The sequence below is a fragment of the Caldithrix abyssi DSM 13497 genome, from assembly GCF_001886815.1.
Taxonomy (GTDB): domain Bacteria; phylum Calditrichota; class Calditrichia; order Calditrichales; family Calditrichaceae; genus Caldithrix; species Caldithrix abyssi.
Genome location: NZ_CP018099.1, coordinates 3,924,880 through 3,948,725 on the forward strand (window position 1 = coordinate 3,924,880; position 23,846 = coordinate 3,948,725).

General features: G+C 44.1%; 19 protein-coding genes. 10 read left to right on the top strand and 9 right to left on the bottom strand.

Annotated features, from left to right (window positions below; translation table 11 throughout):
• Positions 1-482 precede the first annotated feature (482 nt).
• The 3 genes from Cabys_RS15385 (at position 483) to Cabys_RS15400 (ending at position 4,152) form a co-directional block, all read left to right on the top strand.
• A complete protein-coding gene (locus Cabys_RS15385; protein WP_006927053.1) occupies positions 483-1,001 on the top strand; it encodes a cupin domain-containing protein in 519 nt (172 codons plus the stop codon).
• Positions 998-1,360, top strand: a complete 363-nt coding sequence (locus Cabys_RS15390) for a GIY-YIG nuclease family protein (RefSeq protein ID WP_006927054.1) — start codon at positions 998-1,000, stop codon at positions 1,358-1,360. Before Cabys_RS15385 ends, Cabys_RS15390 begins: the two co-directional genes overlap by 4 nt.
• Before the next feature lie 572 nt (positions 1,361-1,932).
• Complete coding sequence (locus Cabys_RS15400; protein ID WP_006927056.1) at positions 1,933-4,152, top strand: TonB-dependent receptor; 2,220 nt, start codon at positions 1,933-1,935, stop codon at positions 4,150-4,152.
• Between the two features lie 390 nt (positions 4,153-4,542).
• On the opposite strand, the gene Cabys_RS15410 is transcribed toward Cabys_RS15400, so the two are convergent.
• The 3 genes from Cabys_RS15410 to Cabys_RS15420 are packed head-to-tail and all read right to left on the bottom strand — an operon-like array spanning position 4,543 to position 6,934.
• The gene (locus tag Cabys_RS15410; RefSeq protein WP_006927057.1) at positions 4,543-5,352 is read right to left on the bottom strand and encodes an amidohydrolase; all 810 of its coding nucleotides are present in this window, start codon (positions 5,350-5,352) and stop codon (positions 4,543-4,545) included.
• The gene (locus Cabys_RS15415) at positions 5,340-6,491 is read right to left on the bottom strand and encodes a methionine aminotransferase (RefSeq protein ID WP_006927058.1); all 1,152 of its coding nucleotides are present in this window, start codon (positions 6,489-6,491) and stop codon (positions 5,340-5,342) included. Before Cabys_RS15415 ends, Cabys_RS15410 begins: the two co-directional genes overlap by 13 nt.
• On the bottom strand, positions 6,488-6,934 hold the full coding sequence (locus tag Cabys_RS15420; protein ID WP_006927059.1) for a hypothetical protein: 447 nt from the start codon (positions 6,932-6,934) through the stop codon (positions 6,488-6,490). The genes Cabys_RS15415 and Cabys_RS15420 overlap by 4 nt, the downstream gene beginning before the upstream one ends.
• Positions 6,935-7,132: 198 nt before the next feature.
• Between Cabys_RS15420 and lipA the strand changes: the two genes are divergently transcribed.
• Positions 7,133-8,080, top strand: coding sequence for a lipoyl synthase (gene lipA / locus Cabys_RS15425; protein WP_174269977.1), 948 nt, complete (start codon positions 7,133-7,135; stop codon positions 8,078-8,080).
• A gap of 186 nt (positions 8,081-8,266) precedes the next feature.
• On the opposite strand, the gene Cabys_RS15430 is transcribed toward lipA, so the two are convergent.
• A complete protein-coding gene (locus Cabys_RS15430) occupies positions 8,267-9,928 on the bottom strand; it encodes an IS1634 family transposase (protein ID WP_006927061.1) in 1,662 nt (553 codons plus the stop codon).
• A 134-nt stretch (positions 9,929-10,062) separates the two neighbouring features.
• Positions 10,063-10,785, bottom strand: a complete 723-nt coding sequence (locus Cabys_RS15435; RefSeq protein ID WP_006927062.1) for a Mut7-C RNAse domain-containing protein — start codon at positions 10,783-10,785, stop codon at positions 10,063-10,065.
• Between the two features lie 356 nt (positions 10,786-11,141).
• Between Cabys_RS15435 and Cabys_RS15440 the strand changes: the two genes are divergently transcribed.
• The 5 genes from Cabys_RS15440 to thrC all read left to right on the top strand — a co-directional run bounded on the left by Cabys_RS15440 (position 11,142) and on the right by thrC (position 16,938).
• Positions 11,142-11,594: a YbhB/YbcL family Raf kinase inhibitor-like protein gene (locus tag Cabys_RS15440; protein ID WP_150109231.1), complete on the top strand. Its 453-nt coding sequence runs from the start codon at positions 11,142-11,144 to the stop codon at positions 11,592-11,594.
• Between the two features lie 63 nt (positions 11,595-11,657).
• Positions 11,658-12,317, top strand: coding sequence for a transposase (locus Cabys_RS15445; RefSeq protein ID WP_006927064.1), 660 nt, complete (start codon positions 11,658-11,660; stop codon positions 12,315-12,317).
• A gap of 957 nt (positions 12,318-13,274) precedes the next feature.
• Positions 13,275-14,678, top strand: coding sequence for an aspartate kinase (locus Cabys_RS15450; protein ID WP_006927066.1), 1,404 nt, complete (start codon positions 13,275-13,277; stop codon positions 14,676-14,678).
• Positions 14,675-15,634: a homoserine kinase gene (locus tag Cabys_RS15455; protein WP_006927067.1), complete on the top strand. Its 960-nt coding sequence runs from the start codon at positions 14,675-14,677 to the stop codon at positions 15,632-15,634. Before Cabys_RS15450 ends, Cabys_RS15455 begins: the two co-directional genes overlap by 4 nt.
• Before the next feature lie 2 nt (positions 15,635-15,636).
• Positions 15,637-16,938, top strand: a complete 1,302-nt coding sequence (gene thrC / locus Cabys_RS15460) for a threonine synthase (RefSeq protein WP_006927068.1) — start codon at positions 15,637-15,639, stop codon at positions 16,936-16,938.
• A gap of 286 nt (positions 16,939-17,224) precedes the next feature.
• Here the strand turns inward: thrC and ftsH are convergent, their stop codons facing one another.
• The 3 genes from ftsH to Cabys_RS15475 form a co-directional block, all read right to left on the bottom strand.
• Entirely contained in the window at positions 17,225-19,135 is a 1,911-nt protein-coding gene (gene ftsH / locus Cabys_RS15465; RefSeq protein ID WP_006927069.1) for an ATP-dependent zinc metalloprotease FtsH, read from the bottom strand.
• A gap of 762 nt (positions 19,136-19,897) precedes the next feature.
• Positions 19,898-20,902 (bottom strand): 3-oxoacyl-ACP synthase III family protein, encoded by a 1,005-nt coding sequence (locus Cabys_RS15470; protein ID WP_006927070.1) that lies wholly within the window; start codon positions 20,900-20,902, stop codon positions 19,898-19,900.
• Positions 20,903-20,968: 66 nt separating this feature from the next.
• On the bottom strand, positions 20,969-21,844 hold the full coding sequence (locus tag Cabys_RS15475; protein ID WP_006927071.1) for an alpha/beta hydrolase: 876 nt from the start codon (positions 21,842-21,844) through the stop codon (positions 20,969-20,971).
• 276 nt (positions 21,845-22,120) lie between these two features.
• Here Cabys_RS15475 and Cabys_RS15480 point away from each other — a divergent pair, with 276 nt between their 5' ends.
• Entirely contained in the window at positions 22,121-22,291 is a 171-nt protein-coding gene (locus Cabys_RS15480; protein ID WP_006927072.1) for a 4Fe-4S binding protein, read from the top strand.
• Positions 22,292-22,389: 98 nt separating this feature from the next.
• On the opposite strand, the gene Cabys_RS15485 is transcribed toward Cabys_RS15480, so the two are convergent.
• A complete protein-coding gene (locus Cabys_RS15485) occupies positions 22,390-23,730 on the bottom strand; it encodes a sigma-54-dependent transcriptional regulator (protein ID WP_006927073.1) in 1,341 nt (446 codons plus the stop codon).
• Between the last annotated feature and the right edge of the window lie 116 nt (positions 23,731-23,846).

The following is a 23,846-nucleotide window of genomic DNA, read 5'->3' on the forward strand; positions in this document are numbered from 1 at the left end:
TTTCAAATCGCAAACAGAATTTAGTAATTATATTTTTACTTGTCAATAAACCGCCAGACGATGAATGTCGGATTATCAGATTAGTCGAAAATAATTAACGAACTCTCTTCGTCTTTGTTCCCTTCATTATCGCTTCAATTTTTCAATTTATTATTAAACCGGTCAGAAAACATCCTTAATTTATAATTTTTTATTAACATATTCCAAACAAATTTTTAATCCACCGAACGTTTGAAGTTTTAAAAATGAGAAAATATCCCAATCAGCCTAAAAAAGTAATTTTATTTTACGCTTTTGGCGCCAACGATGTCCTTCATTTTGCAATGTTTTCCTGATTTTTACGAGAAAAGAACACCGGTCATTCACCTGATGATCAACGGCGCAAAAAATCTAAATTAAAAATGAACATAAGGATTTGCATTCCATCGTTTTCCTTAACAAATTGCCTGACGGCTAATCATCATTCAATTTGAGGAAATAACATGAAATCCAAAACGTTCTGGATTAATCGTTTGAACCTCATCCCTCATCCGGAAGGCGGTTTTTACAGTGAAGTTTACCGAAGCGACGAGTTCATTCCTCTTTCGGCCCTGAATAAACGTTACTCTAAAGCGCATCGCATGGGAACCTCCATCTACTTCCTTTTGCCTGGCGATAGTTTTTCGGCATTCCACCGCCTTAAATCGGATGAACTGTGGCATTTTTACACAGGCCAGACCGTTGTCTTGTATCTACTGTATCCGGACGGGCAATTAGAAAAAAAACTTCTCGGGCCGGATATTGAAAAGGGAGAACAGTTTCAGCTATTAATCCCACACGGCGTTTGGTTCGCCGCACAGGTTCTTAACGGCGTGGCTTCCGACGCGTTTAGTTACGCGCTGGTTGGCTGCACGGTGGCCCCGGGATTTGAATTTGAAGATTTTGAACTGGCTCGACGAGATGATCTACTCAGCCAGTTTCCGGAACATGAGGACATCATTTTGCGGTTCACGCGCAAATGAATGTGCAGCGTTACATTACCTACCAGTTGACGCTGGAAATCAAAGAGCCCATCACTTTAACCATCGGTGTTCTGGGACGGTTTACCCTACCCGCCGGGCGCTACCTTTACACGGGCAGCGCCCGTAAAAACATCGATCAGCGCATCTGTCGCCATTTTAAAAAAGTTAAACCGCGACGCTGGCATATCGACTATCTGACAACTCACCCCGCTGTTACCATTATCGCCGTGCAAAAATTCAGCGCAGACGAATGCCAGGTTAATCAACAAAGCGCGGGAGAAATTTTAATAACTGGTTTCGGCGCCAGCGACTGCCGAAAAAAATGCGGGGCACACTTGAAATACGTGAAAGATCACTGATTATATCATTTCGTAGAATATCAACCCCGATCGCATGAACAAAATTTGACATTCGCTGATAAGACTGTTAAATTTGGCTTGTTATAATTATTTAACATTTGTTGGTAATTATTAACATTGCGGATTTATCAAAAATAAAATGATTTTTAAAGTGAATACTCGGAGCACGAAAAATCAAAAATTGAGAAACACAATTTCTGTTTTGCTTGCCGGTTGTTTAATGTTAACAACATTATTTTCCGTGCTCTTTTTACATGTTCATTTTCTTCCTAATGGTCAAATTGCGGTACATAGCCACGCTTTACCTCATTCTTCTTCCGGTTCTTCTCATACTCATACAAAATTAGAATATCTGGTATATTTTTTGACCACAGTAGTTAACTATTTTTTAATCATCATTTTCCTTTCTCGCTTCCGGTTAAAATTACTTCATATACTGCAAAAATTTAGAACCAACCCATTTTTTTTTGATTTTGCTTTTGTACAAAATCCAGGAAGGGCGCCTCCAATTATTTTTTTCCTTTAAAATCAATTCAGGAAAAAATTAATAACTTTAATGGAGGCAAATTAAGATGTTAAACAAAATTGTGATATTTTTCTTTTTATTACTGGCCATAAATTTTGCAAACGCTACTTCACCAGATAATGGATCCATATCCGGATATATTTTCGACGAACCAACCAACAAACCTCTACCAGGGGTTAACATCGTGATAGAAGGAACTTTACTCGGCGCGGTTTCCGATCAAAATGGCAATTTTAAAATTGAACACATCCCTGCCGGCCAATACCGAATTCTGGCTCAAATGATTGGTTATCGGAGTGTTAAAAAAGAGGTTCAGGTCAAAACCAATCAAAATATTTACTTAGAATTTGGATTAAAACCTGAAATACTTAAAGGTGAGGCAATTGTTGTTACCGGCACAAGGATGCCCCGATATTTAAAAGATTCTCCTGTTAAAACAGATGTCATTACCATTGAAGAAATCAAACGCCGTAATCCTTCAAATTTTCTTGAAGCAACACAATCGATTATCGGAGTAGATCCATCGATTGAATGTTCTATTTGTAATGCATCCACCGTTTCCTTACAGGGCTTACCGGGCCGCTATACGCAGGTTTTGATCGATGGAATTCCGCTTTTTAGCAGCCTTGGACAAACCTATGGCTATCTTCAACTACCGGCTAATTTAATCGATCAATTAGAAATCATCAAAGGTGCTAACTCTGTTCTGTATGGAAGCGATGCGATTGCTGGCATCATCAATATTCGTACGATTGAACCTTCCTTTGTTCCTAAAATGAATTTCGAAACACAATTAGGCCAATACGGCGAAAAGAAAATTAACGGAAGTGCTTCTTTTAAACCAGGTAACGTTGGGATTTTGATTTCTGGAGAGTTCTACAACATTAAGCCCGTTGACCGGGATCAAGACGGCCTTACTGAATTTGCCGGTAATACACGTTCTTTTTTAAATGGGAAAATGAGTTTTCAATTATCGGAAAAGACGCAATTAAAAATCAGAATTAATAGCTTAAACGAAGAGAGACAGGGCGGGGCTATAGCCGAAAGTCGTTCATTTATTGAAACAATTGATTCCTTAACTTTTAGAAACTTTACAGAATCAATCCTTTCCAAACGGTTTGATGTCGTTTCTGAATTTAAGCACAACTTTTCTTCAAAAAATGAATTGATAGTTAAATCCGGTTACACCACTCATTTTCAAGACTCTGATTATGAAGGATTTGTTTATGTTGCTACTCAGAATCTCACGTTCAATGAAATTCAATTTAACCGAAAATTCAATACAAAATTAAATTTAACAACCGGTCTGGCCTATCGAACAGAAGACCTGAATGAAAATACGGCCATCCACCCATACCACTACAAAACCACATCACTTTTTTCGCAATTGGATTATTCGCCTACTTTAAGTACAGAAATAGTTGGTGGTTTGCGGTTCGATCATCACAATATTTATGGAATGATTTTTACTCCTTCTTTCATTCTAAAAAGTTCAATAAATTCATCGTGGACCTTTCGTTTTTCTTACGGAGAAGGCTTTAGAGCGCCAACTACTTTTTACGAGTTGGATCATGGCACCGGCGCAAAATACAAATATCACACTAAATACCTGGCTAAGAAAGCTGAGAGATCAAAAAGTATTAATCTTTCACTGGACTTTACCAGACAAAATCAGAATTTGTCTTTCTCTCTGTTCTACCACCGCATAAACAACTATATCATTGCTTATAATGATTATATTACCCAAAGCTTTGTTGTAAAAAACATCGAGGATCCATCCTCGATTTATGGTCTTGAGTTGAATTACAATAACGTATTTTTTAACAGGTTGTACTTGACACTCGGTTACATTTTTCAACGATATCAGCTTGCCGAAGGAGTTTTAGGGCATGCGCGTCCGGAGCAAAAGTTCAAATGGTCATTAAGTTTTGATGATGTTTTTAGAAACACCTCCATAAATCTGGATGGTCAGCTCACAGGACCTATGAAATTAAGAGAAGTTTATGGGATCGCTTTAAACAAAGACGGATCAACAAAATTAGAAAATTCTCCGGCTTTTTTAGTGGTAAACGGCGAAATTGCATATTCACTGAATAATTCTGTTAGATTCGCCTTAGGAGCCAAAAACCTGTTTGATTTTCAACAAAATGATATCGAATCTCCTCTCATTTATGATGAATCCGGTGCACTGACCGATGTTATTTACATCTGGGGGCCGCTATTGGGCAGAACTATTTACGCAAGGTGTACAATTTCTATTGAATGAACCACAATATTTAATGGAAATTGGAAGAGAGCAATTACAAAAAGAAACCTTTGATTTAGTTAACCGCAAAGGACGCCCTTCGGCTCCGCTCAGGGCACATTTCGGCTACGCTCAGAGCTCGCTTGGTACAAAAGAACGCCCGTCTGGCCACCGGGCAGGCAAAGGTAAATTAAATAAGTTTTTTTTTATTAAAATATTAATCATTTGTTTTATTTCGATTGAATAGCTGGTTAATGGCTATTCAAATGGAAAAAATTATTTTTTCAAAAGTTTCACAAAAAAACAAAACTTACAAAGCTCTCCCGCATCATTTGGGAGAGCTTTCTTTTTTATGCACTTAAAAACAATGACAAAACTTATATGATTTATCCTGACAAAAATCGTTTGAAGTTACTCATCTAAAGAAATTACTTTTTCTTCCACACCGGATAACTGAAATTTGTCGGCATCTTTCCAGGTCGGAAATTTATTTCGAAACTGCTCTAATTGATTCTTTGATAATTTCCCGGTAACTACTTTTTCATCGTCTTTTAAATCTTCCAAAATATTTCCTACGGGATCAACCACCAGCGAATCTCCGCTGTATTTAATTCCCAATCCATCCACTCCAATTCGATTAACGCCAACCACATAAGCCTGATTTTCCGCGGCCCGGGCCTGTAAAAGCGTGCGCCAGGCGGTACGTCGGCGTTCCGGCCAGTTGGCAATATAAATAGCCACGTCGTAGGACAGGTCCACATTGCGCGACCAGACAGGAAAACGCAAATCATAGCAAATGAACGGCCTGACCTTCCAGCCTTTGACTTTTATGGTTAACAGTCTATTGCCCGCGCTGTAAACCTCGTGTTCGCCGGCCATACGAAAAAGATGTCTTTTGTCGTAGTGATAATATTCGCCTCTGTTCGTCATCCAGATCAATCTATTGTAATAGCGATTGTCCTCTTTTATGATAAGACTGCCAATAAGGTGGATGTTCATTTCTACGGCCCACTTACGCATCCAGCCGATGGTGGGACCGTCCATCTCCTCTGCCAGATGTGCGGCTTCCATGGAAAAGCCGGTGGTAAACATCTCCGGTAAAACCACCAGATCGCTTTGCGCCGATGCCTCTTTTAATTTCCCTTCCAGAGCGCTGCGGTTTTTGGACGGATTTTGCCAGTGCAGGTTGGTTTGCACCAGAGTGACTCTTAAATCTGACATAATCGTTCTCCCGCTTTAATTAAGGTGGCGTCCTGTTTGGCAAAACAAAAGCGGATTAACTGTTGTTCCGGTTCCTCATCATAAAAGGGCGATAGCGGAATGGCCGCCACCCCGTGCTTTGTTGCAAGCTTTTTGACAAACTCCAGATCACTTTCCCTGGAAATTTTATAATAATCGGCAACCTGAAAATACGTTCCCCGACAGGGCAACAGATCAAAATTTGAAGCCAGCATGGCCTTGCGAAACAGATCTCTTTTCTTCTGGTAGAATTTTGGCAATTGCAGGTACAACTCTTTTTTATTCAGAATATCGGCATAGGCCCATTGAACCGGCGTGTTAACGGCAAAGGTAATGAACTGATGAATCTTGCGGAATTCGTGACTTAACAGCTCCGGCGCAGCGCAATACCCCACCTTCCAGCCGGTAGTGTGGTAGGTTTTGCCGAAAGAACTGATGACAAAGGTCCGCCTTTGCAGCGCGGGATGCATGGCCAGGCTGAGATGTTTTTTGTTGTCGAATACGATGTGCTCATAAACCTCGTCGCTCACAATAAAAATCGACGTTCCATCCACGATTTCCGCCAATTTTTCAAGGTCTTCTTTCTCCAGAATGGCGCCGGTTGGATTGTGCGGCGAATTGATAATAATCAGTTTTGTCTTTTTAGAGATGATGTTTTTCACCTTCTGCCAGGGAATTCTAAAATCGGGCGGATTCAGTCGGATAAAGCGCGGCACGCCTCCGCTGTATTTTACGACCGGCGGGTAGGCGTCGTAAAACGGTTCAAAAATAATCACTTCATCGCCGCTTTGCACCACGGACGTAATCGCGGCGTACAGCGCCTCCGTCGCGCCGGCGGTAATGGTAATCTCACTTTGCGGATCGTACAGCGCGCCATACAACCCGGCTATTTTCCTTGAGATAGCCTCTCTTAACGGCAAAATACCGGGCATCGGCGCGTATTGATTTCTACCTGTTTTTATGTAATGAAACACAAGATCAATTAGCCGTGGATTGCAATTAAAATCCGGAAAGCCCTGCGAAAGATTGATTGCTTTTGTCTCCTCGGCCAGACGTGTCATTACGGCAAAAATGGATACCTGTAAGTTGGGTAATTTGGATTGAATGGGAATGCCTTTCATTGGCCTGTGTCCTCAGCGTTAAGATGTTTTTTCTCAATACCTTTTTCCTGTCTGATTTTTGCCAGGCTTACTAAAACGCCCAGGGCAAAAAAGAACATCCAGAAGCCGGAAATACCACGCAAATTGCTGCCCGCCCAATTGGTGCGAATCATCATTCCCATATTGATGACCGCATAAAGACCGACAAAGGCGACAAAAAAAGGCAGCCAGAACGGCGTGTTCGAACGTAAAACTTGCAGCGGCGGTAAGGCGGGCTGGTTTTTGTGCAACTGCTTCAAAAAGCGACTGCTAAGCAGCCAGCTGACAACCATTCCGCCCGTTAAAAATAGGTCAAAAAGCCGGGGAAAAATTTCCGCTCCCAAAAAAATGGAAACGTGCGCCGCAAGGGAGATCATCAACAACAGTAATGAAAAAATTAAGTTCTGTTTGGGATTTAACTTCATCTCTCTCTCTTTTTTCTTTTTAAATTAAGGATTCCCTTTATTTAAGACAACTGGAAAATGCAGAAAGGATAAGCGTACACGTTTAAAAGCAAGCTTTAACCGTCATTTCGTCTCCGATTTAACTGTAATTGCCGCCTGAACTTTGTTGAAAAAAAGCTGCCTGTTTTTCTGTCTTCCACCAGTTTGGTAAATATTGAAATATTTCTTAAATTGTCGCCGTTTAAAAAACAAAAACAAACGGAGAAAACTACCTTGGCTAAAAAGATAGATCCTGCCAACAGTCAGGCCAACACCCGTCTCAGAAGACCGGATTGGTTAAAAATAAAATTGGGCGTGAACAACAACTTTAGCGACGTGCGCCACTTAATCAATCGCCAGAAATTGCACACCGTTTGCGAAAGCGCCCGTTGCCCGAACATTGGCGAATGCTGGAGCCGACGCACGGCCACTTTCATGATTCTGGGCAACGTTTGCACGCGTAGCTGCCGCTTTTGCAATATCACCGTCGGTAAGCCGACCGAATACGATCTGCAGGAGCCGCGGCGCGTGGCAGAAGCCGTCAAAGAATTAGATTTGCGCCATGCCGTAATTACTTCGGTGGCGCGGGACGACCTTTCCGATGGCGGGGCATTTATCTTTGCCGAAACCGTTCGCCTGATTCATGAACTCCACCCCAGATGCAGCGTGGAAGTGCTCATCCCCGATTTTAAAGGCGATCTAAACGATCTGGATACGGTGCTGGATGCCAGACCGCAAATTTTAAACCATAACCTGGAAACCGTCGAACGCCTGCAAAGAGAAGTTCGCGTTCAGGCGCGCTACGATCGCTCGTTATCTATTCTGAAACACGCTAAAAAACGGGATTTTGTGACCAAATCCGGCATTATGGTTGGGCTGGGCGAAACGTGGGACGAAATTATTCAACTTTTTAAAGATTTGCGCGCCATTCAGTGCGACATCTTAACCATCGGCCAGTATCTGCCGCCCACCAAACAGCACTATCCGCTGGATCGCTATTACACCCCCCAAGAATTCGAGGAGCTGAGGCGCATTGCCATCGAGCTGGGCTTTAAACATGTGGAATCGGGGCCGCTGGTTCGCAGCTCTTACCATGCCGACGAACAGGCGCCCCTGCTAAATGACTAACCGCCTTTCTCCTGCTTTTCGGAAAGGCGGTTAAGTATTGCCTTGCGGCTGAAACGATCAAACGTTTCCTCCCGTAAATTCTTTGATTGTTTTCAGCATGCGTTCATCTTGAGTTTGACAGTTGTATGGAACATAATTCCTTTATTATTATTAAGTTAGTTTAATTTCATTTTCGTTAAGTTGTCACTACAAAGATAAAAGCGTTGGCTTGCTGCTGCCTATCTCCTGAAATATTTCCAATTGTTCGCCATGCACTCTGGATAATCCTTTACGACGTCTCCCTTCATTTTCCCATTCTACAACCACGACTCGACGCAGGCTCTCCATAGCACGCTGCCAACTTAATTTTATGCCACTCAAACGCTTCTCAAACAATACTGCCATCTGGAATGCAAGAAAACATACCATCACATGAGCCCTGATACGCTTCTCTGTCCAATGAAAATTGGGACGTAAATTCAAACTATGCTTTAATTCGTAAAAACCATGCTCCACATATTTTAAATCTTTATAGCGCGCTATGAGTTCTGATTTACTCAGGTCATGAGCATTGCTTATCACTATAAACCAACCGTCGCTCTTTTCTTCTTCTGATAATACCTCATCTTGCTTATGAATCTCTATCGTATCTTCTGTTAATTCAACATTAAAGAAACGACTTAAACGTTTTCTTGATAATACACTCTTTATTTGATGATATTTATCTTCTGTGTTTATTCCCTTTTTCTTAATCTCTTCTGACAGCTCTAAAAATTCATTAATACGATTGATGCGATTTTTATAGCGCTTTAATGCCGTGGCGGCATTGTAACTGGCCACATAACGAAGTTTTATCTTTTCCTTTTTACCATCTTTTGACTTGATTTCACGCTCCGTTAGGCGCTCATAGATCGTCTCACCAGTCGCCTCTTTATGCGCATTGGCTTCTTTTATAACCGATTTGGCATCCTTGCTCTGACGAACACTCTCTCCAAGAATAAACTCATAACCTTGTTGGATTAAATGCCAGAGATTGTCATTGCTTAATAAACCTTTGTCTGCCACCAGCTGGATATCTTTTACCTTAAATCGCCTGCGAATATCATTGAGCATCTCTTGCAAGGTAGAGCGATCAGCCTTATTGCCAGGGAAGACGTAATGGGCTATAGGAATACCATCTCCGGTCATCACTACGCCAATTACGATCTGTTCTCTATCCCCGCGGTGGTCACGACTATAACCAAACTGACGAATATCGCCTTCTACCAATGAGTTTTCGGCTTCAAAGTAGCTTGATGTTAAATCATAAAAACAAACCTTTAGATCCTGATTAAACAGATCTAGTAAACGATTAGCAAGTTGGGTTTCAATCTTTTCCTTATGAGCTATTAGAAAATCCATCGCTCTTAAAAGATACTCATAACGAATGTCGTCTTTGTTGATACCCGGAATATAAACGGTTTCTAACCAGGTGAGTAGTTTTAGTTTGGAAGAAGGATCATCCAGGCGGTTAAATATCAGACTTTTTAAATGAGCTTCAAGATCAAACTTTATTCCGCTTTTTTCCTTTTGCCTGGCAATAATCTGGCTCATTTTAAGCTCTTTCCATAAATGGACAAGCGCCCAGATTTGACCGAAGGCCTTGACATTATCAATATTGCTATCTAAGTCCTGTAAAGTTAACCCCTTAGCCCTTAAAAGTCCGTTGATAAGCGTGTCTACGTCTTTTTTGATGAATTTGTCGGTAGGGCCTAAATGCAGCAAGATTCGATGGCGTACTTTTCCATTTGAGTCTCTGTAGGACTCAGCGATTTGTAAAGTCTCATGGACTTTGTTATTTCTTTTGGATCGACTCACCTTAACAAACATAGAATGAATATAATAATAAAACGATTTGATAGCAAATAAAAAAGCACTCCTGCATAGACTACAAAGAAATTGAAACAGAGAAACTTAATTATATGTTTTTTTTGATTTGGCTTTGAAAAATTTGGCGTTAACTGTCAAACTGGGGGTTCATGATGCGAACCCTGCCAGTAAATTTTTTTACAACGCTTACATCGATAAAAGGTGTTAAATGTTTGGCGCACACGCTGCGGAAGCGCATCCTCAACGTCCCCCTTATCGACCGGTTCAATCACGCCGTTGCATTCCAGGCAACGGGAAAAGGGTTGAATGCGCCTAAATAGATCAAATTTTTGCAACACCTCTTTTACCTGTGCGGGCGGCCGGGTAGAACGCACCCAATAGCCGTGCGTTACCGCCCTATTCTTAAGAAGCCCCACATCTCTGGTTAAAATGATGCGTCGTTCTTTTAAAGCGATCTGCACAATCTCCTCATCCTGGTAATTGTTTTGGTACAGGCAGTCAAAGCCTAACATGCGTAATTTGCGCGCTAACTTACCAAGATTACAATCAAGGATAAATTTAACGCGTCGCAACGGTTCGGGACGAAGACGCGTGACCGTTTGAATATCCAGCAGCTCAAACACCGGATAAACCGCCACACGATCGCCATCTTGCAAACGGTAGGCAAAGTCAACCGACCTCTGATTTACCAGAATTAAATCGACTTCTGGATGGGGCACGCCCAGCGCCTCGATCGCATCCTTAACGGCGGGATTACCCCAAAAATGGTAAACCTGATCTCTTTGCCTTAATGGGCCCGGTAAAAAATCGTTCAATTCCGCATAAAAACGAAAGACAGCCTGTTTTTGCTTAGCCAACGCCCATCTCCTTTACTGTCATTTTCAATCCCGTTTTAACGAAATCAGCAACCTACTACCTCAATTTAGACAGGAAACCGCTCCTCTCCCGCCTCAGGGAAAGCGCCGCAATCACACAAAAATTTGCCTTTTCTGAAGCTCTAAAAGGAATATGATATTTTTTACGTCCAAAATCTACTTTTTGTTGTCTTTTGCCTTTTTATTTTTTTAAATTCCATTGAAAATCCAATGTGAGGGGGTATGCCATGTTGCGTTTTAGCATCATTATTTTCTTCATTTTTTCACTTTTACTAACCTTTTGTAAATCCCAGAATAAAACGCCAAAAGTAGAAGGTAAAAAGGGAGGGAACGTCACCATGAAATTAATCAGTTCTGCATTTGAAGAAGGCGGAATGATTCCGTCCAAATATACCTGCGACGGTCAGGATGTGTCGCCGCCGCTGAGCTGGTCAGACGTACCGCAAGAAACCCGTTCTTTTGCTTTAATTTGCGATGATCCCGATGCCCCCATGGGCACGTGGGTCCACTGGGTCATTTACAACATTTCCGACACGACCCGCAGCCTGCCGGAAGCTATTCCTCCCTCTGAACGTCTGGACAACGGCACATTGCAGGGAAAAAACGATTTTAAACGCTATGGCTACGGCGGTCCCTGTCCGCCCGGAGGAACGCACCGTTACTTTTTTAAACTTTACGCTCTGGATGACAAACTGGATCTGCCGCCGGGCGTAACCAAGGCTCAATTACTGCAGGCCATGAACGGACACATTGTAGGTGAGGCACAGTTGATGGGCAAATACAGCAGGTAGAGCGACTCTGTAGAGCGACTCTGGAGAGTCGCTCTACGATAAACATTAAAAGTTAAAGATTCAATGGCATTTTATCGACGAAATCTTCCACATCTAATTATCCCGGGCTTTCCTTTTTTTGTTACGACGCGATTAGCAGGCAGCCTGCCGCAACAAAAATTGAATGCACTTCGAGAGGAATTCCAAAAGGAGACGCAAAAAATTCAAAAACTAAAAAATAAACAATCCAGAATTCTTCACAAAAAAGAACTGCATCGAACATTCTTTTTAAAATACGACGATTTTCTCCATGAACGTTCAACCGGGCCAACATGGCTTGCTAATGAACAGGTGGCTCAGATTGTTCATGACTCATTGCACTGGGGTGATGGGCGGCTCTATCATCTCATTGCTTTTACTCTTATGCCCAATCATATTCATGTGGTGTTATTACCCAAATGGGAAAACCATAAAGAGAAAATATCCCAGGAACGGAAAGATGAAGATGCGTATTTCTTGGCCAGAATTATGGAAAGCTTTAAAAAATTTACGGCGAGGAAAGCGAATAAGATTTTAGGAAGGCAGGGCCAATTCTGGCAACACGAAAGTTACGACCATCTTATACGGAATGAGCGTGAGCTTAAGCGTGCCGTAAATTACACTCTACAGAATCCTGTGAAAGCGGGGTTAGCCGCCACCCCCGATGATTATCGCTGGAATTATGTGAATTGGGATTTTCTGTAAAACAGATTGAAGTAGAGCGACTCTCCAGAGTCGCTCTACATTTATTTTTTCACCTATGTAAATGCTTATGCTGTCTTGGGCTTTACTTTCTGTGTGCAATCATCAAGGGAAAAAGGCTTTTTTTCTAAAAAACTAAGGAAGCACAGCCGCAACCAAAATCAACCGCAACGCGCGCATAGTAATTTTCTTGCAGATTACGCCAATCATCGCAGAAAAAAATCAAACAAATTATTTTAAGAGACCACAGAGAGCTCAGATAAGTCACAAAGGCGCAAAAACTATTTTAAATTAAAAATAGTTTCAATTGCCGTCCCCCCCTTTCCAAGAAAAAGAGTCTTAGAGAGTGGGAAGAACTGTTCGTTGGAAATTTTTCTCCAATGATGTTCAATATTTGCGCATTTGTAAATTTCTATTCAACCATTCAACTAATTAACTATTCAACCAATCCAATAGCACAAAAATTTTCAAACGCTTTTCCATTAGATCTTCCAGAGGAAGTATCCTAATCCACCTCAAATGACGAAGGCAAACTTCATATCCTGACAGAATAATGCTCACTGCCCCGATCACATCTGTTACAATCTGATCTGGCCTGCCTCAATCCTGCTCCTCAAAAGCTTCAAGACTTGCGGCACCACGCACTAAATCCTTCAAATGAATGCCTTCAATAATGTAATTTTATGCAAAAAGATTTGATTTTATTTACAAACCATTGTATAATGCGCAAAATATTTCGGAGGTAAATATGCGTTTCATTTTTAACAGTGGCGGAAATTTTATTCATTTGCTGATTTTTTTGGTTGAAAAAAAATCGCCGGGTGCTTCACTTACCTCCACCACCACAACCACCACCTTTTTATTAAATTCAGGCTGAAGTTCGGCGCAAAATAACCTGTTTTAAAAAACCGGCTTCAGTCTGAAGCCGGTTTTTTTGTGTTCAAAATCGGAGATATTCAAATGAAAATATTGAAATTTGGAGGCACTTCGCTGGAAAATGCCGGGCGAATAGATCGCGTAACAACCATCATCCGGAATCTTTTACAGTCAAAGGAGCAAATTGCCGTTGTTGTTTCGGCCTTTGGCGGCGTAACCGATCTATTAATTCAAGCCGCTAAAAAAGCTGCCATTGGCGACGGACGCTACAGCGAACTGGAACAGCAGATCGAAGACCGGCATGTACATTTAATCCGGGAGCTGATTACCGTTCAAAATCAGAGTCATGCGCTGGCGCACATCATCCGTCAATTAAATGATCTGCACGATGTATTGCATGGTGTTTTTCTGGTTCGGGAACTATCGGCGCGCGTTCTCGATTTTATCATGAGTTTTGGCGAACGCCTTTCCGCCTTTATTGTGGCAGAGGTTTTAAAAGAAAAAAACATTACGGCGCAATTTCTTGACGCGCGGCAGCTCATCAAAACCAATGATCGCTTTGGGCAGGCGCAGGTTTTATGGCCGGACACGCTGGCCAACATTCAACAATATTTTCAAAAGCAAAACGCCTTGCAGGTTATTACAGGTTTCATCGCCTCTACTCTTAAAAATGAAACAACCACGCTGGGACGCAGCGGTTCGGACTATACGGCTTCCATCATAGGCGCCGCGCTCAATGCGCAGGAGATACAGATATGGAGCGATGTGAACGGCGTGATGACCGCAGACCCACGCCAGGTGCCGGAAGCTTTTACCCTGCCCCGGCTCACATACGAAGAGGCCATGGAGCTTTCGCACTTTGGCGCGCAGGTCATTCATCCGCGTACCATGCAGCCGGCGCTGGACAAAAAGATTCCCATCCGCATAAAAAACACCTTAAACGCCAAACATCCGGGCACCGTGATCAGCGCACAAGCCAACGCCTGGCCCTATCCGATCAAAGCCATTTCTTCGCTGGATGCCATCGCCCTGGTCAGCGTTATCGGCAGCGGGATGATCGGCGTTACCGGTATTGCCGGCCGCATTTTCACCGCTCTGGCCCGCGAAGGCATCAATATCATCTTAATTTCTCAGGCCTCTTCCGAGCACTCCATCTGCTTTGGCGTTTTGCCCGCATCGGCCACGCCGGCCAGAAAAGCGCTGGAACGCGAATTAAAGTTAGAATTAATGGAAAAAACCGTCAACAAAATACAGGTCGAAAACGATTTGTCGGTAATCGCCGTGGTGGGCGAAAAAATGAGGCGCACCCGAGGCATTGCCGGTAGGGCCTTCAGCGCCCTGGGCCACAGCGGCATCAACATCGTGGCCATTGCTCAGGGATCTTCGGAATTGAACATTTCTTTGGTGGTGGAACAAAAGGATTTAACCGCAGCCCTACAGGCCATTCACAAAGAATTTTTTAATTTGCAGCAGGAGACGAGCCGATGACTCTGAAACAAAATTTACATGCCGTAAAAGTCTTTGCCCCGGCCACAGTCACCAATGTGAGCTGCGGCTTTGACATCATGGGCTTTGCCCTCCGTCAACCCGGGGATGTGGTTGTGCTAAGGCGGAGTGGGCAAGCCGGTCTTACAATCAAAAAAATTCAGGGACACGCAAATTCCATCCCATTTGAAGCGTCCAAAAACACCGCCGGCAAAGCTGTACTGAGCATGATGAAAGCGCTAAATTTAAAGGCCGGCTTTGAAATGGAAATTTACAAACAAATGGCTGTTGGCACCGGTCTTGGTTCCAGCGCGGCCAGCGCGGTGGCGGCGGTGTGGGCATTAAATCGATTTCTAACCAGGCCGTTAAGTCGGGAACAGTTGTTGCCTTTTGCCCTTGAAGGGGAAAAACTGACTAGCGGCAACCACGTCCATGCCGACAACGTGGCGGCCTGCCTTTACGGCGGTTTTGTGGTAATTCGCAGCGTCGCCCCTGTAGAAGCGCTGGCCATCGATTACCCACATGCCTTGCATTGCGCTATTCTTCATCCCAAAATTGAAATCAAAACAGCGGATATGCGCAACATCTTGCGCCAGCATGTCCCTCTGAACGACGCCATCCAGCAATGGGGCAACATAGCCGGACTGGTAATCGGCCTGCAAAAAGGCGACTTTGAATTGATCAGCCGCAGCCTGAACGATGTGATCATCGAACCGATACGCGGTAAGATCATTCCGGGGTATCAGCAGGCACGCCAGGCCGCATTACAGGCCGGCGCCCTGGGCAGCGGTATTTCGGGCTCTGGGCCTTCGCTTTTTGCCTTAACCACTTCCCTTGAAAGCGCCCGCCAGTGCGGCCAGGCCATGGCTGAGGTTTACCAGAAATTGGGCCTGGATTTCGATCTTTACCTCTCGCCCGTTAATCCGCACGGGCCGCAAGTGATTCAAAGCGAGGAGTAAAAATGCGTTTTTATTCCACCAAAAACAGAAGCCAGACATTTTCGCTTAAAGAGGCCATTTTACAGGGCCTTGCCCCAGACGGTGGTTTATTTATGCCAGAGGCCATCCCCCGTCTGGCGGATCAGGTCATCAACAATTTGCCAGAGATGACCTTTCAGGAAATTGCCTTGCAAATGGCCCGGCCGTTTCTACAGCAAGATTTTACTGAAACAGAAATCGAACGCTTAATCACGCAGGCTTTTGATTTTGGCGTTCCGCTTGTTCCCCTGACGGGCGAGCTGTTTGTGCTGGAGCTCTTCCACGGGCCGACGCTGGCCTTTAAGGACTTTGGCGCTCGATTCATGGCCCGGTTGGTAGAACTGATCACGCAAAAAGAGAATAAAGAACTCACCATTCTGGTTGCCACCTCCGGCGATACAGGCAGCGCCGTGGCCCATGCTTTTTACAACAAAAACAATGTGCGCGTCATCTTACTCTACCCTTCGGGGATGGTCAGCGAAATCCAGGAAAAACAACTCACCATTCTGGGCGCAAATGTTACGGCATTGGAAATCGAAGGAACGTTTGACGATTGCCAGCGACTGGTCAAACAGGCTTTTTCTGACAAAGATTTACGCCGTAAACGGAATTTGACTTCGGCCAACTCCATCAATATTGCCCGACTTTTACCGCAAGCGTTTTATTACGCCCATGCCGTGGGACGACTGCCATTTAAAGATCGCCCTGTTGCGATCTCCGTTCCCAGCGGCAATCTGGGAAATTTAACGGGCGGACTGATTGCCCGGCGAATGGGCGTTCCCATCCATCAATTTGTTGCAGGTATGAACGCCAATGATGTCTTTTTGCAGTATTTAACCAGCGGAAGATTCACGCCGCGCATCGTTCGACCGACCATCTCTAATGCCATGGATGTGGGAAATCCCAGCAACTTCTTTCGTATTTTAGATTTCTTTGAACACGATCATCAACGGATTAAATCGGCCATTTACGGCGCCAGTTTTAATGATGCCCGGACGCGGCTGGCAATTAAGCAAGCATTCGAAAAGTACGCGTATATTTTTGACCCACACGGAGCCGTCGGATTGTTGGCCATGGAAAAATTTGTTCAGGATTGCAAGGCAGAAAACTGGCAAAAAATTGTTCTGGAAACCGCTCATCCTGCAAAATTCAAGGATGTAGTGGAAGAGAGTTGTGGGCAGGAAGTACAAAATCCCCCACGCCTTGCAGAGACGTTACAAAAAGAGAAAAAAGCGATCTTGCTGGATAAGGATTATTCGATTTTTAAAGAATGGTTGCTGAGCTGACGGGCTAATTGGCTTAATGATTGAATAGGTTCTCCGGGAGGGTCGCGCGGGTAAACTGTTTTTGCGGTTTGCGCCAGTGGAACACTGGACAAAAACCTCCACCAATGAACGCTTTTCTTCTCACGGGCAGAGGCCTGCCATTTTAACGATGACGTACGCTCGCTAACCAGCCCCCGGCCCGTCATTCAGATTCCACCCTGTCGAGAGAAGGCCGGCGCGAGCAAGCCCTTCCCCATGAAAAAACTGCCCTCCCCGGCCGTCAATCATCAATCACCAATCACCAATCTTATTCTTTCCTTTCTTCCCCCTTCATAATCTCTTCCACATCTTTGGCGTCAATATTTTCTTTTTCCAGCAGGCGCCGGGCCATTGCTTCCAGTTTTTCGCGATTCTGCTTTAATAATTCAAGGTCTTCTTTGTAACAGCGGTCAATAATTTCCAGCACTTCTTCGTCAATCATCTGCTCAATTTTTTCGGAATGGGGAGTGAGATCGGGCCCCTGGCCTAAAAATTGACCGGCCGTATTTTGAACCAGCGAAAAGTTCGGCAACCGTTCGCTCATTCCGTAAACCACAATCATACTGCGCGCTATCTTTGTTGCGCGCTCCAGATCATTGGATGCGCCGGTAGAGACTTCGCCAAACACCACCTCTTCGGCGGCCCGTCCGCCAAGCAGCCCCTTTATTTTGCCCAACAATTCTTTTTTAGACATCAGAAAGCGATCTTCCGTGGGCGTTTGCAGGGTATAGCCCAGAGCGCCCAGACCACGCGGCACAATAGAAACCTTTTGCACGCGTTCGGCGCCCGGCGTTAAATAGCCCACAATGGCATGGCCCGATTCATGATAGGCAACGATTTTGCGCTCCTGTTCGTTGATTACGCGATTCTTCTTTTCCAGACCGGCGACCACGCGTTCAAAAGCATCATGAAAATCTTCCATGGTCACTTTGTCTTTGCCCTTACGTGAAGCCAGTAAAGCCGCTTCGTTACAAAGGTTGGCCAGATCGGCGCCAACAAAACCGGTGGTCATAGCTGCCACCTGCTCCAGATCCACATCGTCGCCCAGCACCAGATTACGCGTGTGCACTTTTAAAATATCCACGCGCCCTTTAAAATCCGGTCGATCCACCAGAATTTGCCGGTCAAAACGTCCGGGACGCAAAAGCGCCGGATCGAGAATCTCCGGTCGGTTGGTGGCAGCCATGATCACAATCCCGCTCTTGGGATCGAAGCCGTCCATCTCGATCAACAACTGGTTCAGTGTATTTTCGCGTTCATCGTAGCCGCCGCCAATGGCCACTTTGCCGGCGCGACTCTTTCCGATGGCATCCAGCTCGTCAATAAAGATAATACACGGCGCCTTGGCTTTGGCTTCATTAAACAGATCGCGTACGCGCGCGGCGCCAACGCCCACAAACATCTCCACAAAGTCCGATCCGCTCATACTGAAAAAGGGAACGCCGGCTTCACCGGCAACGGCGCGCGCCAACAGCGTTTTGCCCGTTCCGGGAGGCCCGACCAATAAAATTCCTTTGGGCAAACGAGCGCCGAGCCGCGTGTATTTTTCGGGCTCCTTAAGAAAATTCACCACCTCTTTCACCTCTTCCACGGCTTCGTCAACGCCCGCCACATCTTTGAAGGTAACGCGCTTTTCCGGATCAAATTCGTAGATTTTCGCCTTACTCTTGCCAATGTTCAATACGCCCGGGCCTTTTCCCATGCGACTGAATGCATAGCCCCATATCAAAAACAATATGCCAAAAGGAATAATCCAATTTAAAAGGAAATTGGTAAACCAGTCGCTGGAAAGCTTGCCCCTGTAATCGACGTTGGCCGCCTGCAGATCCTGAATCAGGTCTTTGTCTTCCAGACGAATGACAATGAATTGACGCTTTACCTGCTTTTCATATTCTTCCGCATATTTTTCCAGATTTAAATGCCAGGGCGTGTGTTTTAAAGCGGGCTTGAATTCTTCTTTCTTTTGCGTTTTAAGACTATCTTCGCTCTTTAACAAACCGTAAATCTTGTCCGTGGTCAGCACTACGCTTTCGATTTTTCCCTGCGAGAGATAATCGCGAAATTGTTTGTACGAGATCTCCTGAACTTTGGGCCCGGAAAAAAACAGAAAATCAAAGAGTAAAATCAAACCGATGATGAACAGATAATACCAGAGAGAAAATTTAACGCGCTTCTCCATGAGGTTCCTCCTGCATTGGGATCAGAATATTTATTTCATTTTAGAAATTTAAAATTAAAATTCAAATTTTTTTTCCTTTTATTTGGTGCTAAAACGCGTCTCGCGTTACAGAAAAAGTAGCGGTTGAATAGACAGGGGGAAGACCGTGTAATTTCTTACATCGTTGGGAATAACTTTTCACCCAGATTCTTATTCTGATGGTGAGGGCCACTCCGGGCAATGCCTGCCACCGTTGGGCAGAAAAAGTGTCAGAGTATAAGAGTGTAAGAGTTTAAGGGGCTCGGTTCTGCCCTAACAAATTCAAAGTTATGAGTTAATGGACAGCCGGAAAATTTCTATCAACCCTGGAAATAATCTGCCATGCTAAGCTTCCCCTCCTCACAGACTTTTATTCTGGATGAGGGGGTAATTGAGCGTTGAGAGTCATTTCCAACGGTGTAAGTGATTCCTGCGTTGGCCAGTTTTGTGCAAAGGCGAGAAAAAGAATGAAAGGCCGGCGAATATTCAACCATTCAACCAATCAACCATTCAACTAATTAACCATTCAACCAATCCCACCCTGGCGCGATAGATGCTACGAAGGAAGTATTCCAATATGATTACTCACTTATTAAAAACGGTACGGCGGTTTTCAGGGAATTCCAACAAAGGGCCTGTCAATCCTCGCCCGCCAATCAGGCGAGGATTAACGTTCCCCGTACGTTTCGAGCTTTTTCTTTACACTCTTACGCTTCGTTTTACCCATCTCCTAAAACTGGTAGTTTACCAGCGGATCAGCGATGAGGCCCAGGTAAAGCCGCTTCCAAAAGCAGCCAGGCATATCAGATTACCCTCTTTAATCAATCCCTGCTCCAGCGCCTCGCTCATGGCAATGGGAATGGAAGCTGCGGTTGTATTGCCGTATTTATGAATGTTTGAGAATACTTTTTCTTTTGGTAAGCCAAGTCGCATCTGCACGGCTTCGGTAATTCTTTGATTGGCCTGATGCGGAATGACCAGATCAACGTCTTCGATATTCACCTGCGCCGTTTTCAATGCTTCCATAATCACTTCCGGAAATCGCGTAACAGCATGCTTAAACACATATCGCCCGTTCATGTACGGATAGACTTTACCGTTTTTTAACATCTCTTCCGTAATGTGCGGGCGAAAGGATGCTCCAGGAGCCTCCACCCACAGTTGTTTGGCAAATCGTCCGTCGGCATGTAAATGGCTGGTCAAAATCCCCCTGCCATCATTGCCTTCATAGGCCGAAACGACCACTGCGCCCGCGCCATCGCCAAACAAAACGGCCACATCTCTGCCTTCGGTGCTTAAATTCAAACCGCTGCTGTGCACTTCGGCGCCGACCACTAAAATATGGTTGTACATTCCGCTCTTAATAAACTGATCGGCCGTTGCCAGGGCATAAACAAAGCCCGTACACTGGTTTCTGATATCCATGGCGCCAATCCCCGGAATATCCAGATGAACCTGCAGAGGACATCCTGCGCCCGGGAAAAAGTAATCGGGGCTTAACGTAGCAAAAATAATAAAATCTATATCCGTTGCTTTCAGTCCGGCCATTTCCAGCGCTTTTTTTGCCGCCTGAGCTCCCATGTACGATGTGGTTTCGCCATTTTCAAGGTCCGCAAAGCGACGCTCGACAATGCCCGTTCGCTCACGAATCCATTGATCTGACGTGTCCATGATTTTTTCCAGATCAGAATTAGTTACGACGTTCTCAGGCAGGTAGCGTCCTACGCCGGTAATAATTGATTTTCTCATATAATCCTCCATGTTATTTTTCACTATCAGGATACAATAAAATACCATTCAAAGTCATGCTTAAAATCACTTATTTAAGAATTGCTTTTTTATAAAGCTTTCGATGGCAATGGCTACATTTTCGTCTTTTAGCAAAGAAGAATGGTTGTGTCCTTTGGCTACAAATTTTTCGGCTTGTTTCTTTTTCGCTTCTTTAAAGATTTTTTCCATCTCCATGTAATCCACCACTTCATCCTTTGTACCGTGAATCAGCAGTACGGGAACATCAAGTTTATTAATAATCCAGGCGGGCGATACATGTTTCAGGGTGCGTCCTATTCTGAACTCGATGTACGTTAACAGGCCATTGATGAACCACTCCGGCAGACTACTTTTTACAAAACCCTGACGCAAAATTTTTTCCATATCGGAAAAGGTACTAATGGAAACGACGCCGGCAACGCGTTTATCATCGCTGGCCGTTAGCAAGGCGGCCGCCCCTCCCAGAGAATGGCCAAGCAAAATAATTTTTATATTTTCCCCGAACTTTTTTTCAATGTAATCCATCGCGTGGCGAATATCGGTTTCGTATTTTAAAATGGTCATGGAGTTTTCGCGCGCGCTCTTTCCATGATTGCGTGTATTCAGCAAATATACCGATCCCATCTTAACCAGCCGTGCGGCAATTTCCAGAAAATTATCCACTGTATTTGCCCAGCCATGCACACAAAGGAACACGACTTTTCCTTGATTTTGGGCAGGCACTTCAAACATCTGCAATTTTTTGTGATGTACCGTCTCAATAAATATTTCATTGTAGGCAAGCCCCACGTCGTCGGGCGTTCGTTTATTCTCCACCGGAGAATGATGAAAGATGCGATGCAGAATACTGTTAAGCAGAATAAAAAAAGCAATAATTCCCAGCACGCTTAATAACAGAATGTACAGTATTATTTTAACCATAGTCAACCTCCGCAAGTGAGCAAGTAATATATTGGAATCTGACATTTTATGCAATTTTTAAGAAATTTTAAAAAAGCCGACGAACTTCTCAAAAATAAGAACTTTTACTGCTATTTTAGTAAATCTGAAAATATTGGCCGACCAACATTTTTTTTCAACACACTCTAATTTTATTATTTTTAGTTAATTAGAGAAATACTCAGATTTTGGCATATTAATTGTCTTACCACAGGCTCTTTACGGTAAACAGTAAATCAAACTTTAAAGGAGCTTTCAATGTACGTGGTTCAAGAAGAAGAATGTATCAGTTGCGTGGCCTGCGAAGGCGAATGTCCGAGCGGCGCCATTGAAATGAAGAATGACGTTGCCTATATCAATCAGGAATTGTGCGAAGATTGTGGGGACTGCGTGGAAGTCTGCCCGACAGGCGCCATTATAGAAAAATAAACCGTGCTTTTCTAAAAGGCATGAGATCGTTTCTGGGATTGAACCAGAAATCTTATTGATAAAATATGGAGGCCGCTTCTATGCTCTGAAGCGGCCTATTATTTTAACAGATCAAACTTCTTCATCTTGTAAATTAAAACATGACGCGGAATTTCCAGCAGGCGCGCTGCCTGGGATTGGTTTCCGTCCGCCATTTGTAATGCACGTTCAATCGCCTGTTTTTCCAGTTGTCTGAGCGGTAATATTTCGCCGCTGTCCCATCTTTCCGCATCCGCGGAAGCGCTTTGCCGGAGCGATTCCGGTAAATCCTCTTCATCCAGTACGTCTTTGCCGCTTAACACAACCATCTGTTCAATGATGTTTTCCAGTTCACGCACATTACCCGGCCAGTGATAGGTCTGCAAACGGGACAGAGCGCGCGGCGTTATGCGAATTTTTCGATCCGGCGCCAATTTTTTTAACATCATGTCGATTAAAGCCGGAATCTCTTCCGTTCGTTCTCTTAACGGCGGGATAACGATGGGAACAACAGAAAGTCTGTAGTACAAATCTTCCCTGAATCTGTTCTCTTCCACCAGTTTTTTCAAATCACGATTGGTGGCCGAAATAATCCGCACATCGACTTTAATGGGCTTATTTTCGCCGATACGCTCAAACTCCTTTTCCTGAATCACGCGTAGTAGCTTCGCCTGTAATTCCGGCTTCAGGTCGCCGATCTCATCCAGGAAAATGGTGCCGCCATCCGCCAGCTCGAACTTGCCGCGACGATCGGAAATAGCCCCTGTGTAGGAGCCTTTAACATGACCGAACAATTCGCTTTCCAGCAATTGGTCCGGTATGGAGGGACAATTGACCGTGATCAGCGGTTTGTCCTTTCTGCGGCTGTTGTAGTGAATGGCTTTGGCGATTAAGTTCTTGCCCGTGCCGCTTTCTCCTAAAATCAGCACATTAGAATCGCTCTGCGCCAGCCGGGATGCCACCTGCACAACTTTTTCCATGGCCGGACTTTGCACAATCAAATTGTCAAAATTAAAGTGCTGGCCCAGCTCCTGCTTTAGTAATAGATTTTCATTCTCCAGCCGGTGAATTTTTACCGCTTTTTCAATGGTGAAAATGAGCTGTTCACGACTGAACGGCTTGGTCAGATAGTCGTCGGCGCCCAGTTCGCAGGCCCGTACCGCCTGATCGATACTGCCAAAAGCGGTGATCAAAATAAAAATGGCGTCGCGATCAATCTTTCTAATCTCTTCTAACAACTGGATGCCGTTTATATCTGGCATTTGAATATCGCTGATAACCAGAGGGAAAATTTGTTCTTTGAATAATTTCAGTCCTTCTTTGCCGGAATGGGCTACCGATACCGAATAACCCGACTGCTTCAACTGATAGGAAAGGACTTTCGTTAAATTAATGTCATCATCAACTAATAAAGCTTTCAAGCGCTTTTTCCTTCTTTTTTTAGCAATTTACCTCAGGGAAACACAAAAGTTCAAATATTTTTCAAAAAACCACAAAACAAAAGGCAGGCCGTCTCTCTGTTTTTCAAATGTAAAGT

Bases quoted from the DNA above. Each gene is read 5' to 3' on its own strand.
- thrC (WP_006927068.1), top strand. From the start codon at position 15,637: ATGCGTTTTTATTCCACCAAAAACAGAAGCCAGACATTTTCGCTTAAA.
- Cabys_RS15450 (WP_006927066.1), top strand. From the start codon at position 13,275: ATGAAAATATTGAAATTTGGAGGCACTTCGCTGGAAAATGCCGGGCGA.
- Cabys_RS15430 (WP_006927061.1), bottom strand. From the start codon at position 9,928: ATGTTTGTTAAGGTGAGTCGATCCAAAAGAAATAACAAAGTCCATGAG.
- Cabys_RS15455 (WP_006927067.1), top strand. From the start codon at position 14,675: ATGACTCTGAAACAAAATTTACATGCCGTAAAAGTCTTTGCCCCGGCC.
- Cabys_RS15420 (WP_006927059.1), bottom strand. From the start codon at position 6,934: ATGAAGTTAAATCCCAAACAGAACTTAATTTTTTCATTACTGTTGTTG.
- ftsH (WP_006927069.1), bottom strand. From the start codon at position 19,135: ATGGAGAAGCGCGTTAAATTTTCTCTCTGGTATTATCTGTTCATCATC.
- Cabys_RS15470 (WP_006927070.1), bottom strand. From the start codon at position 20,902: ATGAGAAAATCAATTATTACCGGCGTAGGACGCTACCTGCCTGAGAAC.
- Cabys_RS15475 (WP_006927071.1), bottom strand. From the start codon at position 21,844: ATGGTTAAAATAATACTGTACATTCTGTTATTAAGCGTGCTGGGAATT.
- Cabys_RS15400 (WP_006927056.1), top strand. From the start codon at position 1,933: ATGTTAAACAAAATTGTGATATTTTTCTTTTTATTACTGGCCATAAAT.
- Cabys_RS15445 (WP_006927064.1), top strand. From the start codon at position 11,658: ATGGCATTTTATCGACGAAATCTTCCACATCTAATTATCCCGGGCTTT.
- Cabys_RS15390 (WP_006927054.1), top strand. From the start codon at position 998: ATGAATGTGCAGCGTTACATTACCTACCAGTTGACGCTGGAAATCAAA.
- Cabys_RS15480 (WP_006927072.1), top strand. From the start codon at position 22,121: ATGTACGTGGTTCAAGAAGAAGAATGTATCAGTTGCGTGGCCTGCGAA.
- Cabys_RS15415 (WP_006927058.1), bottom strand. From the start codon at position 6,491: ATGAAAGGCATTCCCATTCAATCCAAATTACCCAACTTACAGGTATCC.
- Cabys_RS15440 (WP_150109231.1), top strand. From the start codon at position 11,142: ATGAAATTAATCAGTTCTGCATTTGAAGAAGGCGGAATGATTCCGTCC.
- Cabys_RS15385 (WP_006927053.1), top strand. From the start codon at position 483: ATGAAATCCAAAACGTTCTGGATTAATCGTTTGAACCTCATCCCTCAT.
- Cabys_RS15410 (WP_006927057.1), bottom strand. From the start codon at position 5,352: ATGTCAGATTTAAGAGTCACTCTGGTGCAAACCAACCTGCACTGGCAA.